Source organism: Bacillota bacterium (assembly GCA_018818595.1).
Taxonomy (GTDB): Bacteria; Bacillota_I; Bacilli_A; order Izemoplasmatales; family Hujiaoplasmataceae; genus JAHIRM01.
On the sequence record JAHIRM010000002.1, the window covers coordinates 1 to 15,338 of the forward strand.

The following is a 15,338-nucleotide window of genomic DNA, read 5'->3' on the forward strand; positions in this document are numbered from 1 at the left end:
AAAAATATAAAAAATAACATTCAAAAAAAAGGTGATATTATGCTACCAGTTGTCGCCATTGTAGGCAGACCAAACGTAGGCAAATCAACAATTTTTAATCGAATTGTTGGTGAAAGAATTGCCATAACTGACGATACTCCAGGAGTCACAAGAGATCGCATTTATGGAAAAGCTGATTGGCTTGGCAGAAAATTTAGTGTAATTGATACAGGGGGCATCGAGATTAGCGATGCACCTTTTTTGACTGAAATCAAAGCTCAAGCAGAAATCGCCATTGAAGAGAGTCATGTTATTGTATTTATTGTTGATGTAAGGACAGGTTTACTCTCAGATGATAGAGAAGTTATGCAAATGTTATATATGTCAAAAAAACCAGTGATTATTGCAGTTAATAAAGTTGATAATCAAAAGTTTTTAGAAAACATCTATGATTTTTATGAACTTGGAAGCGAAGACGTAGTATCCGTTTCAGGAACGCATGGAATAGGCATGGGAGATCTTTTAGATAAGATCGTCTCTAAACTACCACTAGATTTAGAAGACGATTATACGGAAGAATACTTGCGTTTATCCATTATTGGTAGACCCAATGTAGGAAAATCTTCTTTAACAAACGCTATATTAGGTTTTGAACGAGTCATCGTAAGCGATATTGTAGGTACCACAACTGATTCCATTGACACTGTTTTTATGAAAGATGGACAAAAGTATGTAGTAATTGATACAGCTGGTCTAAAAAAACGTGGAAAAATATTCGAATCTGTCGATAAGTATAGTGCATTAAGAGCCATGCAAGCAATTGAAAGAAGTGATGTTTGTTTACTTGTTATTGATGCACAATCAGGAATTCAAGAACAAGACAAACATGTGGCAGGTTATGCTTTAGAAAACGGAAAAGCCATGGTGATTGTCGTTAACAAATGGGATACTCTTGAAAAAGATGATAAAACCATGCAAGAATGGACAAAAAAAGTCAGACAAGAGTTTCAATTTATTACTTATATGCCAGTTGTTTTTCTTTCGGCAAAAACAAAAGCTAGAATTCATACGCTTTTTCCAATTGTTGAAAAAGCTTTTGAAAACTATCAAAGAAGAGTTTCGACAAGCGTTTTAAATGAAGTGATTTCAGAAGCTATGCTCTTAAATCCGCCAAAAGAACACAATCAAGCAAAAGTAAAAGTATACTATGCAACTCAAGTAAAAAGCAAGTGTCCAACCTTCATTTTGTTTGTCAATGATAGTGATTGTATGCACTTCAGTTACTACCGCTATTTGGAGAATCGACTACGTGAACGCTTTGATTTTGAAGGCACTCCAATCAAAATGATTCTTCGAAAAAGACAGTAATGGCTAAATATAGAAAAAAAAACGTTTTTTTTTAGCACATCCCTTGCAATTTATAAATAATGAACTTATAATAAAATTAATAATAAATAGGAGGATATAAGATATGAACAAATCTGAATTAGTAGCCCGTATTGCTGAATTAGCTGATTTAACAAAAAAAGATGCCGAAAAAGCTCTTAACTCTACAGTGTTTGCCGTTCAAGAAGCTTTGGTAAAAGGTGAAAAAGTTGTCTTAACTGGTTTTGGTACTTTCGAAGTTAAAGAACGCAAAGCTCGTTCTGGACATGACCCAAGAACTGGCGCAATTATCGCTATCCCTGCTTTAAAAGCACCTACTTTCAAAGCTGGTAAAGTCTTAAAAGATTCTGTACGTTAAATAATATTTATAAAAAAAACTGATTATTTTTCATAATCAGTTTTTTATTTGTATTTTTATTTATAAATTAAGAAAGCCAAATACCATTAATACATAGAGCGAGTAAGAAATAAAGTTATTTATAAAATGGACGGCAATTGGAACATAAATATTTTTATTTGCTCGAAAGTATATATAGCCAAATACTATGCCCATTCCAACATAAGGAATGGCCTGAATAAAATCACCATAAGAAATTACATGCATCAATCCAAAAATCACACCACTAGATATAATAGCTAAAATAGATCCAAATCTTTTTTCTACAAAATTAAATAGTACTTTTCGGAAGACCAACTCTTCAACAATCGGAGTAAAGACACAAAGCAATAAGAATAATAATACAAGATTTAGTATGTCCGTAGAAAACATAGAACCAATCATTACTTCGTTTTCTGATGTGGATGCTTGACCTAGAAATTCTAATAAATATTGTGAAGAAATGGAAACAGTATAGACAATGAGTATTCCTACGACAATTTGGAGGGTATACTTTTTAAGATTTAATTTAAAATTAGTCCAGTCTTTTTTAAAATTAGTTTTATCAATTACTAAAAAGATTATTCCAGTTATAAAAACTTGACTTAAATTAATTAAAATATAAAAAAGAGGTAGTTCATCAAACCCATAGGATAGTTCGTAAGAAATAGGGATATCATTTGAAGCGAATTCTCCAGTAAAAGTCCAAATTTCATTTTCAATTACATCTTCAGTTTCATCTGAAATAGAACCAATAAGGGTTTCGTTTCCGTCGTAAAAGTCGATGGTAGCCCACAAATAGGGAAGGGTGAATTGGTTTTCGTTTTTCATTACTACTGTGACTTCAGTCAAATAAGGAATTGAATTTAACCCTTGATCTGGTATTTCTGTCACAATGTATTCTGGCTCTGAAACTAATGTAATATTATCTAATATTATCTTTGTGTCAGGATATTTTACTGCAAAAAACAAAAATGAAAATATAGAGACAACCATTAATACAATAACATAGATTAAAATAAGATTTCGATTAATTATTTGTTGATTAATCGAATGAGATACCCAATCATTAGAGTCTTTTGGAGCAGGTGATTTGTCTAAATCATTTTTATTATCATCTTTAAATAAATCATCATATTCTGTCATAAATTCACCTCTTATTTAACTATTATACTAAAATTATACTAATTTCGATAAAATATTTTGATTTTTCTATAAAGAAATGCTAGTTAAGAGATACAACAATTGACAAATAGAGGATTTTAGGTATAATAATTGTATAGTATTTGACTGAAAGGAAGATTACAGATGGTAAAAAAGTCATTTGCAGTTATTGGTGTTGGCCGTTTTGGTCTTGCCTTAATTGAAGAATTAGTTAGTTTAGAAGCTGATGTTTTAGTTATAGATAAAAATTATGATAAAATTGAAAAAGTAGCAAAATTAGTTACAAATGCGATTTGTCTTGACTCTACTGATATTGAAGCACTACGAGAAATTGGCATCACAAATTATGACATCGTTATCGTTGCTACCGGAATTAATGTTGATAATTCAATTTTGACTACGTTAATTTTAAAAGATTTAGGTGTCAAAGAAGTATTTGTTAAAGTGCAAAGTGAATACCATGCAAAAGTAGTGGAAAAATTAGGCGTTGAATACGATCATTTAATTTGGCCAGAACAAGCTACTGGTAAACGTTTAGCAAAAATTCTCGTTTCAGGGAACTTTTTAGAATATTTAGAGCTCGACCAACAATATAGTTTTGTATCAATCACTGCAACAAAGAAAATAATTGGCAAGCATTTATTAGAACTTGAGATTCGATCTCGTTTTGGTGTAAATATTGTCGCAATCAGAAGAAACGATAAAATAATTATTCCCTCAAGTACAACCCCTTTTGAATTGTTAGATGAAATTTTATTAGTAGGACATAATGATTTTATTTCTAAGTTTACTTCTTGGTTAAAGAAATAAACATAATTACATTGAATTAAGTCATGAATTTCAATAAATTCTTGACTTTTTTTTATAGAAAAAATGCATGGAGTAAAAAATTATGATATACTTTATTTGGTGAAATAATGAAAAAAATTCTAATAGCCTCTAAAAATCAAGGTAAAATTAATGAGTACAAAGAAATGTTAAAACCACTTCAAATCGAGGTGATTTCTTTATTAGACTTAAATAGTTCCTTGGATGTAGAAGAAACGGGTACATCCTTCTTTGAAAATGCCTTGTTGAAGGCAAAATCTGCTTGGAATCAATATCATTTGCCTTGTATCGCAGATGATTCTGGACTTGAAGTAGAGGCTTTGCATGGAGAACCTGGCATCTATTCTCAAAGGTATTCTCCTCTTCAAACGGATGAAGCAAATAATCTGTTTTTACTTGAAAAATTAAAATATGTACGCAATCGAAATGCTAGATTTGTCTGTCAAATTGTATATTATAAAGATTTAAATCATTATTCAACTTACGAAGGGATTTTAAAAGGAAACATTCTTAAAAAAGGGATTTTTCAAAATGGTTTTGGATATGATCCTTATTTTTATATTCCAACTTTAGAGAAAACATTATCCCAATGTACGATAAAGGAAAAAAACGATGTAAGTCATAGAGGATTGGCTATGAAAAACCTATTAATAAATTTACAAAAGGAAACCGTATGAAACTTGTTGTATTTAGCGATAATCATCGCGATCGAAAAATCGTACAAAACATTTTGCTTTTAAATCCAAATGCAGATCGTTATATTTCTCTTGGAGATTCAGAAATGTCTGAAGCGGAGCTTTCAAGCATGAATGTGTTTGGTGTAAAAGGAAATTATCCATTTGAGCCAAAATTTCCCTATGATTTAATGTTTGAATTTGAAGGATGGAAAACATTACTTACTCACGGACACCGTTATTTTGTAAAAAATGGGCTCTATACGTTATATCAACATGCTGAGGAAAATCAATGTCAACTAGTTTTATTTGGTCACACGCATCAATGTTTTGTGGAAGAAAAAAACAATATTTTATTTGTAAACCCAGGTTCTGCAACTTTTCCAAAAGGTTCAGTTCATCCAACGTATGCTGTCCTTTCTATTTTAAGGGATAAAATAGATGTTCAAATTTTAGATTGTATAACAAATGAAATTCTTTTATCATTTATAAAAACGTCAAAAGGGTGATTACATGAATTATCGTGAAATGTATTTAGAATATCTAAACGAAGAACAAAACGAAGAACTAGTCAATAAATTAATTGAGCTACAAAACGATTCGAAATCAAGTGAAGACCCATCGGTTTTTTTAGATGTGACTCATTTACTTCTAAATACTTACTTATCATTACAAGATTTCGAAGCGTACATTAGTACCATTAAATCAATTTTGGAAAAACAAATTTATGAAGATTACAAAATTATTGTTGATTTTGTTGATAAATTGATTAGTGTTTTGTTAAAAATAGAAGACTTTTCTGAACTAGATGCAACCCTCAATTACCGAGATCGTTTTATCAGTCAAAATAAGCAACAAATCATGATGCAAAAGTTTTATAGGGCTGTATGTTATGAAGGATTAAAGGAAAATAAAAAAGCAATCTCTGCTTTGCTTGAAATACCTGATTCCATTTCCAATAATAATGTCATCAGTAAGTATTTAAAACTAGCTATGCTTTATCTAAAAGAAAACAACATTTTAGAAGCTAAAAGCATGTATAATCATGCCCTTATTTTTGATAAATCCGAGAAAAACACGATGTTTTCTTTGGTATGGTCTGACATTTTATTTCAAGAAGGGTTTTATCAACAATCCTTAGATAAATACCAAGAATATTTCATTAAATCAAAAATTAAAAATCGCTATTTAGACCGATATATCTATATAAACATTGCCTTAGGCCATTTAGAAGAGGCTTGGAAATTTTATTTAGAATACGAACCAAAGATTTCAGCATCTTTGTCTAAAAATTATCGTAAAGAATTTTATGATGCTTCCGTTCTTCTTGCAAACGAGTTAAGAAAATATGACGAAGCCGCTAAAATTCAGGAAAAAATAAATTTGCTTGATAACAAAGATATGCAAATAATCGATCAATTTGATGGGTTTTTCCATTTAATTTCTGAAATTGGAGATAAAAAAATTTTTATAAATCCAAGAGACATTGTGTTAGAAAGCTTCCGATCTCTTGATAAATTATGCAAGTTTCAACGAATAATATTTGTTAGTTTGACTGAGGATGGTTATAAAGTACAAACTTATAAAAAAGGGCTATTAATGGATAAACAATATTCTCATTTGGAAATCAAGGATTCCATTTTAGATCTTGTTTTTTTGTCAGAAGATAGTTACCAGGTCTATTCAAAAGAACAACTTCAATCCACATTTGATTATTTAAATCATCAAGAACTAAATTGTGAATTTGTTATCTCGCTGAAAGTTCAAAATAATCATTTTGGAATTCAGTTTGTTGTTGCTTTTTTGAGTAATGCCATCCATTTTGATTATGCGCATAAATTGCTTTTGGTAACGACAAAATTCATTTCTCAAAAGCAATCTGATTTAGTCTATTTAAAACTAGAAACCGACCATTATAAAATATATTCAACCTTTTTTGATAATGCCAATAGCGGCATTATGAAAATTGAAAAAGGCATCGTAACGCTTTTAGATAGTAATGTTAAATCATTACTTGATATGGAAAACGATATTTTTTCTTTTGAAGAATTGCAATCTAATTTTTCTCTTGAAAACAAATTATATTTAGACGATTTTTTAAAACAACAAACCATGGTGTTACTCTATCATTCTCCAAAACATGTTGATAAATGGCTTCAATTATCCGTTATTGTTCAAGAAACCATCATATTCCTTGCGGTTGAGGACGTCACATCATTGAAAAGACTTGATTTATTACATGATACTTCAATCCATTCACAAAATGTAAATTCTTTAGGAAATGTAAGCGCCTTAGAAACAGATTTTAATAAATTACTTGAAGCATCTACTTTAATTTACTTTCAGTTAATTGATCATGATACTTATCTTTCACATTACTCATTTGAAACGCTTGAACCATTATCGTACCAAATGAAAGAAGTGTTTGAAGAGATTTCAAAAGTTTATTTTATTAATCTCTATGAAGGAGATACTCAAGGATGGTATCTTTTACTTAAAACAATTGATAAACGCGTGATTTCTCGTATTTTAAACGATTTCTATGATAAGATTAACAAAAATAATATAATCGAAATTCCATTGCTTTTTCATTCTTTTGTACTTGTATTACAAAAAAAGCATCATTTCAATGAAGTGAAAAATCAAATCATTTCTCTTTTTTACAAAACAATGGATAAAGGAAATATTGTTTTCTATGATAAATCCATTACTTCAGAAACACATCTAATGAAAACGATCGAAATCAACATTGAAACACTTATATCCAAAGATGAATTGCTTCTTGAATATCATCCTATTGGTTTATGGAAAAATCAAGAAATTGATTTATATGAAGTAACTCTTCATCGCTCTTTGTTATTGGGAGAACCTCAATTATTTCAAAAGGCATTGCAAAATCACAATTTACAAAAAAAATGGGATGAGTTTTTTGTCAAAGCATTTATAAAGCAATGGAAATCAACTTTCTTAATCTCTACAAAAAGCCCGAAATTTGTTATTAATCTCTCTAGTGCATCTTTTTCGGATCAAACGTTTCTTTTTGAGTTGATAAAACGAATGAAGAAAGCGAAAATTCCTCTTCAAAAAATCGTATTTGTTTATGAATATGATTCTTGGCTTTATGAATTTGTACATACAAGCATTAAACGTTTTCAACAAATGGAGGTTTCTTTTGGAATCAAACATTGGTCTGAATTAGAATTAAGTAATTTAAATTCTTTGCAACTATACGATTATGCTTGGCTTTTCCCAAAAGAAATGGATTGTTTCACTTTATTTAGTATAAAGGATCTTGAATCAATAAATCGTTGTAATATCATTTACAATCACATGGATACAACTGTAACCAAATCCTTTTTAGAAGAAAAAGAAGTTTCTTACCTTGAAGGTTCCTTTTTTAAAACATGTGAATCCATTGAGGCGATTCATTCATCTTTAAATTAGTATTCATTAAACGGTTCCATAGTTGTTATATGAATAAAAACGTAAAGGATGTTATATAATGGATTTGATAAATGGAGGTTTGAAAAATGAAGAAAAAATGGTGGCAACAACAAAATATTTATCAAATCTATTTAAGAAGTTTTTTGGATACAAACAACGATGGAATAGGTGATATCAAAGGCATTACAAAAAAACTAACCTATTTAAAAGAATTAGGAATTGGAATTATATGGATTTCGCCTCACTATGATTCTCCAATGGATGATAATGGGTATGATGTAAGAGATTTCTATAAAATCAGTCCTGATTATGGCACCATTGAAGACTTTAAACAATTACTTTTTGAAGCTCATAAGCTTCAAATGCATGTAATAACTGATTTAGTATTAAATCACACTTCGGACGAACATGAGTGGTTTAAAGCTGCTAAAAATCCAAACGATGCTTTTCATCAAAAATATCATGATTATTATATTTGGCAAAATCCTATTATTGATAATCAAGGCAACAAACAAAAACCTACTCGTTGGATTGGCTGGTTCGGTAGTTCAACTTGGGAATATAACCTAGCAACAAATGAATATTACCTTCATATCTTTAGCAAGAAAATGCCGGATTTAAATTGGCGAAACCCGAATCTAAGGTCCGATATGAAAAAAATGATTAAATGGTGGTTGGATTTAGGAATAGATGGATTTAGAGTAGATGCTTCTAATCATTTAGAGAAAAACTGGGACTTCCCTGATACTTTTCCTGGATACGAAAATTTTTCTTCCCTTCCAAAGCATCATGAATATTTGAAAGAATTAGGAACTGATATTTTTGTTCCTTACGATATTTTGACCATAGGAGAATCAGGTGGAGCCACAAAAGAAGAAGCTCTTCAATACGTAGGATATGATTCAAATGAATTTAATATGTTAATTCAATTTGGTCATTGTTGGGCAGATATTGATGATTCTCATTCAAAATTAATGGGAAAATGGGCGCAGGGAAATTTGCATGTTTCTAAAATTAAACAAAGTTTTTGTCATTGGTATGAACTTTTAGATGAAAAAGGCTGGAATGTAATCTATTGGCATAATCATGATCAGCCTCGAATTGTAAGTCATTATGGTAATGATCAAGAATTTCATGAACGTTCCGCCAAAATGTTGGCTATTACATTGTATTTTATGCCGGGTACCGTCATTTGTTACCAAGGTGAAGAAATAGGTATGACCAATGTGAAATATGATTCTATTCAAGATTTTCGTGATGTAGAAGTGTTTACTGAATATAAAAACTTTCTTAATTTGGGATATAGTGAAGACGAATCCTTATCAGTCATTAAAGCAAGATGCAGAGATAATGCTCGGACACCTATGCAATGGAATGATAAACCATTTGCTGGTTTTTCTAAATACGATCCTTGGATGAAAGTAAATAGTGATTATTTACAAATCAATGTTTTAAAAGAACAATCCGATAATCATTCCATTTATCAAATGTATAAAACCATTTTGAATCTTAGACTTACAGATTTAAGTATTATAAATGGTAAAATCGAATTTATTGATATCTTAAGTGATGAATCCTTTTGTTATATTAATCGTTACCAAAATAGTGCATATTTAGTTGTAGCAAATTTTAAGTCATTAAAAATCGAAGTCGACTTATCGAAAATAGAACATCTTGAATCATTTCATCCTTTTATATCAAATATAACAAGCTTTCCAACACTTTCTCAAATCATCACTTTAAATGCATATGAAGCGTTTGTCTATAAAAAAGAATCATAGAAATTTATTTTGAATTTTTCTATAAAAAAAGTCGAATTCTTTCTAAGATAATTTGGTAAAAACCTTTATCCTTAGAACTTCGACCTTTTTATTTGTTTTCAAGTATACAAGACTGATTGAAAGAACAAATATATTCCTTTATATTTTATGAAAAACGTGATAAAATAATAGGGTATTTTAAAGAGATTAGGAGATATTATGACTCGAACAAAAGAAAGAGAAACAATTGTATCTTTGCTCTATTTAATTGAAATGGATGGAGAATATGATCGTTTTAAAACCAATCAATCTATTTTAAAAAAAATTGACCATGTTTTTGAAAACATTCAATCCATTGATAAAGTAATTATTGATAATCTTCAAAACTGGACAATTGATCGATTAAATTACGTCGATAAAGCCATCATCCGTTATGCAGTTTATGAACTGCTTTATACAAATACTCCGTATGAGATTGTTATTAATGAAGCTATTGATTTAACCAAACAATATTCTAATCTTGATGATGATTTAGCAAAAAGTTTCAACAATAAGCTTTTGGATAATATCAAAAATAATCTCAAAAAATGAAATGAGTGATGTTTTATGGAACGCAAATATTTAACTGTTACTGCATTAAATCGATATTTAAAATTTAAATTTGATAACGATACTAATTTGCAATCCGTTTTATTAAAAGCAGAAATTTCTAATTTTAAACGTCATAGCCGAGGTCATTTTTATTTCACGTTAAAAGATGATCAATCTCAAATATCTGCAGTGATGTTTTTTAATAACACAAAATCAGTTACTTTTTCTCCAAAAGATGGATCAAAAGTAATTGTCGAAGGGTATATTTCAATCTATGAAAACTATGGAACCTATCAAGTTTATGTTACTCATTTAAGCGAAGATGGCGTTGGAGATTTATTTCAAGCATTTGAAAAATTAAAGATTAAACTTGAAGCAGAGGGTATGTTCGAAGATAAAAACAAAAAACCAATCCCTTCTTTTCCAAAATCTATTGGTGTAATTACTTCACCTACTGGAGCTGCGGTGAGAGATATCATTCATGTGATTAACAGACGATATCCTCTTGTAAAAATAATAATCTACCCCGCACTAGTTCAAGGAGAACAAGCAAAACAATCAATAGTAACTCAAATTGAAAAAGCAAATATTGATAACTTAGTTGATACATTAATTATTGGGCGAGGTGGAGGTTCGATTGAGGATTTATGGGCATTTAATGAAGAAGCAGTTGCACGTTCCATTTTTGCATCAAGAATTCCTATCATTTCAGCTGTAGGCCATGAAACTGACTTTACCATCGCAGATTTTGTTTCTGATATGAGGGCGCCAACACCTAGTGCAGCTGCAGAAATTGCTGTACCAGAAAAGAAAAATATACTTTTAGAGTTGTTTTCACAAAAACAAAAATTGAATTTTGTCATGAAAAATATGCTTGAATCAAAGTTAAAGCATTTTAATCAAATTAAAACATCCTATGTGTTTTCTCAACCGAAACGACTTTTTGAAACACGAGAATTACGATTTAGCAATTCAATAGATCGACTTTTTCAACAAAACCCAGAAAAAACTCTTATTTTTCATCAAGAAGCTGTTTTAAAGTTAGAACAAGATTTACACAATCGTTTTTCGACTTTAATTAAAACTTCAGAGTATCAATATATTAATTTGATTGAAAAATTAGAATTAGTCAATCCCTTGTCGATTATGAAAAAAGGATTTTCTATTATTAAAAAAGATCAAAAAATCATTAAAAATATAACGAATGTAGCTATTAATGATTCTATTGATGTCTATATGAGTGATGGACAATTAAATTGTCAAATATTATCGATAAGGAAGGATGAAAATTAATGGAAAAGAAACGTTCTTTTGAAGAAGCGTTAAATCAACTTGAAACAATCGTGAAGGAATTAGAAACTGGCGATTTATCTTTAGAAGCATCTGTAAGCAAATACAACGAAGGTATTTTGCTTGCTAAATTTTGTCATGAACAATTAAAGAGTGCACAAGATATTATTGTTAAAATGATGAAAGATGATAAACTAGAAGACTTTATAGAACCAGAAGAATAAATGGTGAGAATATGATTGACCTACTTAAAATTGAAGGACCTGAATTTTTAAAAGATTTAAAAATAGATGAATTAAACGAACTCTCTCAAGAGGTTCGTTCTTTTATCATTGATAAAGTATCTAAAACAGGAGGTCATTTATCTTCAAATTTAGGAGTTGTAGAACTCACAATTGCTGTTCACAAGGTCTTTTCATCTCCAAAGGATAAAATTATATTTGACGTTGGACACCAAGCCTACACCCATAAAATATTGACAGGAAGAGCAAAGGATTTTGATAAATTAAGAAAATTAGATGGATTATCTGGTTATTTAAAAAGAGAAGAATCAATTCATGATGTTTGGGAAGCAGGGCATTCCTCAACTGCAATCGCAGCACTAGCTGGTTTCGAGTATGCTAAATCAATGGATCATTTATCCCATAAAGTTGTAGCAGTAGTCGGAGATGGATCGTTAAATAGTGGGCTTAGTTTTGAAGCGTTAAATTTTCTAGGCCATAAACCAGGACTTTCACCCATTATCATACTAAATGATAATGAAATGAGCATTTCTAAAAACGTTGGCACATTAGCAAAACTATTAAATTCAATGCGTTCTTCTAAACCTTATGTAAAAGCTACGAAATCCGGAAGAAAATTTCCTAAAATATTTCATGAATTAAAAGTAAGAATTGGAAATATGCTTCGAGGTTTTGCGAAAAACATGACTATATTTGATGAATTTGGACTACAGTATTATGGACCAATTGATGGTCATGATTTTAAAACATTACTGAAATATTTAACTTTAGTAAAAAACTCGAAACAACCTTGTGTATTACATGTAATCACTAAAAAAGGTAAAGGATATTCTCCTGCAGAAAACGACGTAGAAGGATCGTGGCATGGAGTTTCTTCTTTTGATATTCAAACGGGACTGCCTTTAGTTAAAAATAAAGAAAACCTTCACTCTTGGAGTAATATTATTAGTGACTACATTTTAAAATATACAAAAACTCATAAGGATTTTCGTATTATTATCCCTGCTATGATTAACGGTTCAGGTCTTAGGGAGGTTCAACACCAATTTCCAAATCAAATCATAGATGTAGGAATTTGTGAATCGTTTGCTGTCTGTTTTTCAGGAGCTTTAGCGATAAACAATAAACAAGTTTTTGTTCCTATCTATTCTTCGTTTTTACAAAGAGCTTATGATCAAGTTTCTCATGATGTTGCAAGACAAGATTTGCATGTTGTTTTTGGAATAGATCGTTCTGGATTAGTAGGAGATGATGGGGAAACTCATCAAGGGATTTATGATATTGCATATTTAAGACATATTCCAAATATGGAAATCATTCAACCAAAAGATCCAATCGAAGCTTTTCAATTGCTTGACTATGCATTTAATGTTTCCTCACATCCTGTTGCTATAAGATACTCAAGAAGCAAACTTGTCTTTGAATTTCAAGATCATTATACTTATTCTGAAATTAAATATCCTTCTTGGGAACAATTAACGTTTGATGGAACGATAAATTTAATTACCTACGGAGATAACGTGCTGAGAATGAAACAATTAATTGAAAGTGAAAAACTATCGATTAATCTTTATAATGCCCGTTTTATTAAACCGATGGATGAAAAAATACTTATTTCTATCTTATCAAATGAATTACCTATTTTTGTGTTAGAAGATGTAACTGTAGTTTCCGGACTTGGCAGTGCAATCTTAGAATATGCTCAAAGTAAAAATCTTTTATGTAATCAATTATCGATTTTAGGATTGCCAGATCAATTCATAGAACAAGGCAGTCTTGAAGAACTGTATTTAAAGTATGAATTAGATAATATTACTTTAATTAAACTTTTTAAGAAAAATTCTCAAAAATAGTACTTTAAGGATGATTTTCTATGTTAAAACGATTAAGAGTATCCGATTTTGCAATCATTGAACAAATAGAATTATACTTTTTTTCAGGGATGACGGTTCTCACAGGTGAAACAGGAGCCGGAAAAAGCATCTTAATTGATGCTATTTCTTTATTGCTTGGAGATAGAGCAAGTCAAGACATGATTCGTACTGGAAAAGAAAAAGCCGTGTTAGAAGCAGTTTTTGAAGTAGATCATGAGCAAGTACATTTGCTTTTGCGTCAATTTCAAATTGAGATTGAAAATGATGAATTAACGATTTATCGTGAAATCACACAACAAAACAAAAATATCATTAAATTAAATGGAAACATTGTCACTCTTCAACAGTTAAAAGAAATCACGAAATATTTAGCGGACGTTCATTCTCAGTTTGACACTCAACGATTAATTAATCCTTCTACTTATATGGAATTAATTGATGGGTTTAACCCCGATATTTTATCGGATTATTTCATAAATTATCATAAATCTTTGTCGATATATAAAGAGAAATTTATGAATTATCAAGCCTTAATTAAACGAAAAAACGATTTAAATGATAAATTGGAAATGTATAAGTATCAATTGAAGGAGTTATCTTCGTATGAACTTGTTAGCGAAGAAGAACAACGTTTAATAGATGAAGAAAGTATTTTAGAAAATTTCGATAAAATCTATTTGAATTTACAATCCATGAAAGAAATATTTGAAAACGAACGAATTTTAGATCATCTGTACGATCTTAAAAACATTTATGAGAAATTGACAGATGTATCTAAAGATTTTTCAACGAACCATGATAGATTAAATGAAATGTATTATGACTTAGAAGATATTTCTTCACAAATCACTGATAAAATTCATCGTCTTAATTTTGACCCAGACGTATTAAGTCAAATTCAAGAACGATTGCATATTCTTGATAAACTTAAAACCAAGTATAAAAAAACGATTCCTGAATTAATGGAATACTCTACTCTTCTACAAACTTCCATATCTGAGGCAGAAAATTATGAAGATTATGTTTTAACCTCTCAAAATGATGTAAAAAAAGCGTTTGATACTTGTCTGTTAGAAGCAAAAAAAATCAGTCAAGTTCGAAAACAAATTGCTGAAAAGATTATTAAAGAATTGAAGATGGTTCTAAAAGATTTGGTATTACCTCATACTGAATTTGATATTATCTTTTATTATGACGAACCCGCTTCATTTTTAGATATCACTAAATTTAAAGAGATGGGTCTTGATGAAGTAGATTTCTTATTATCTACCAATCTTGGAGAACCTTTAAAGCCTATTTCAAAAACAGCTTCAGGCGGAGAAATGAGCCGTATTATGTTAGCTTTTAAAACGATATTTATCAGAAGCCAACAATTATCCACCATTATATTCGATGAAATTGATACAGGAATTAGTGGTTTCATTGCAAAACAAATTGCAAAAAAAATCAAAGAGATTTCTCTTACTTGCCAAGTAATCTCCATTACCCATATTCCACAAGTAGTAGCCATTGGAAATCATCATTTAAAAGTTCAAAAAATCGAAGAATCAAATCGAACAAAGGCTTTGGCTACTTATTTAGATTTTAATGGAAGAATTCAAGAAATTGCGGAAATGATATCAGGTGAAACCTCAACAGAATCAAGTATTCAAAGTGCAAAAGAATTATTATTAAATGCCTAAAGAAAAGGACTGCAAAGTTTGGCTTTACAGTCCTTTTAATTTTGGAAT

At 29.9% G+C, this 15,338-nt stretch carries 13 protein-coding genes; 12 read left to right on the forward strand and 1 reads right to left on the reverse strand.

Features of this window, described 5'->3' with window-relative positions:
- Positions 1-36 precede the first annotated feature (36 nt).
- Positions 37-1,347, forward strand: coding sequence for a ribosome biogenesis GTPase Der (der, locus tag KJ971_00060; protein MBU1144235.1), 1,311 nt, complete (start codon positions 37-39; stop codon positions 1,345-1,347).
- 103 nt (positions 1,348-1,450) lie between these two features.
- On the forward strand, positions 1,451-1,723 hold the full coding sequence (locus KJ971_00065) for an HU family DNA-binding protein (protein MBU1144236.1): 273 nt from the start codon (positions 1,451-1,453) through the stop codon (positions 1,721-1,723).
- Positions 1,724-1,783: 60 nt separating this feature from the next.
- Here the strand turns inward: KJ971_00065 and KJ971_00070 are convergent, their stop codons facing one another.
- The gene (locus KJ971_00070; GenBank protein ID MBU1144237.1) at positions 1,784-2,887 is read right to left on the reverse strand and encodes a CPBP family intramembrane metalloprotease; all 1,104 of its coding nucleotides are present in this window, start codon (positions 2,885-2,887) and stop codon (positions 1,784-1,786) included.
- Positions 2,888-3,049: 162 nt separating this feature from the next.
- Here KJ971_00070 and KJ971_00075 point away from each other — a divergent pair, with 162 nt between their 5' ends.
- The 10 genes from KJ971_00075 (at position 3,050) to recN (ending at position 15,290) form a co-directional block, all read left to right on the forward strand.
- Complete coding sequence (locus KJ971_00075; protein MBU1144238.1) at positions 3,050-3,715, forward strand: TrkA family potassium uptake protein; 666 nt, start codon at positions 3,050-3,052, stop codon at positions 3,713-3,715.
- A 107-nt stretch (positions 3,716-3,822) separates the two neighbouring features.
- On the forward strand, positions 3,823-4,410 hold the full coding sequence (rdgB, locus tag KJ971_00080) for an RdgB/HAM1 family non-canonical purine NTP pyrophosphatase (GenBank protein MBU1144239.1): 588 nt from the start codon (positions 3,823-3,825) through the stop codon (positions 4,408-4,410).
- A complete protein-coding gene (locus KJ971_00085; protein MBU1144240.1) occupies positions 4,407-4,916 on the forward strand; it encodes a metallophosphoesterase in 510 nt (169 codons plus the stop codon). Before rdgB ends, KJ971_00085 begins: the two co-directional genes overlap by 4 nt.
- A 4-nt stretch (positions 4,917-4,920) precedes the next feature.
- Positions 4,921-7,851 carry an EAL domain-containing protein gene (locus tag KJ971_00090; protein ID MBU1144241.1) on the forward strand — a complete coding sequence of 977 codons (2,931 nt, stop codon included), beginning with the start codon at positions 4,921-4,923 and terminating at the stop codon, positions 7,849-7,851.
- A gap of 86 nt (positions 7,852-7,937) precedes the next feature.
- Entirely contained in the window at positions 7,938-9,632 is a 1,695-nt protein-coding gene (locus tag KJ971_00095) for an alpha-glucosidase (GenBank protein MBU1144242.1), read from the forward strand.
- Between the two features lie 198 nt (positions 9,633-9,830).
- Positions 9,831-10,202 carry a transcription antitermination protein NusB gene (locus KJ971_00100; protein MBU1144243.1) on the forward strand — a complete coding sequence of 124 codons (372 nt, stop codon included), beginning with the start codon at positions 9,831-9,833 and terminating at the stop codon, positions 10,200-10,202.
- A 15-nt stretch (positions 10,203-10,217) separates the two neighbouring features.
- Complete coding sequence (locus tag KJ971_00105) at positions 10,218-11,495, forward strand: exodeoxyribonuclease VII large subunit (protein MBU1144244.1); 1,278 nt, start codon at positions 10,218-10,220, stop codon at positions 11,493-11,495.
- Positions 11,495-11,716, forward strand: coding sequence for an exodeoxyribonuclease VII small subunit (xseB, locus tag KJ971_00110; GenBank protein ID MBU1144245.1), 222 nt, complete (start codon positions 11,495-11,497; stop codon positions 11,714-11,716). The genes KJ971_00105 and xseB overlap by 1 nt, the downstream gene beginning before the upstream one ends.
- Before the next feature lie 11 nt (positions 11,717-11,727).
- Complete coding sequence (dxs, locus tag KJ971_00115) at positions 11,728-13,587, forward strand: 1-deoxy-D-xylulose-5-phosphate synthase (GenBank protein MBU1144246.1); 1,860 nt, start codon at positions 11,728-11,730, stop codon at positions 13,585-13,587.
- Between the two features lie 20 nt (positions 13,588-13,607).
- Positions 13,608-15,290: a DNA repair protein RecN gene (recN, locus tag KJ971_00120; protein MBU1144247.1), complete on the forward strand. Its 1,683-nt coding sequence runs from the start codon at positions 13,608-13,610 to the stop codon at positions 15,288-15,290.
- Positions 15,291-15,338 lie beyond the last annotated feature (48 nt).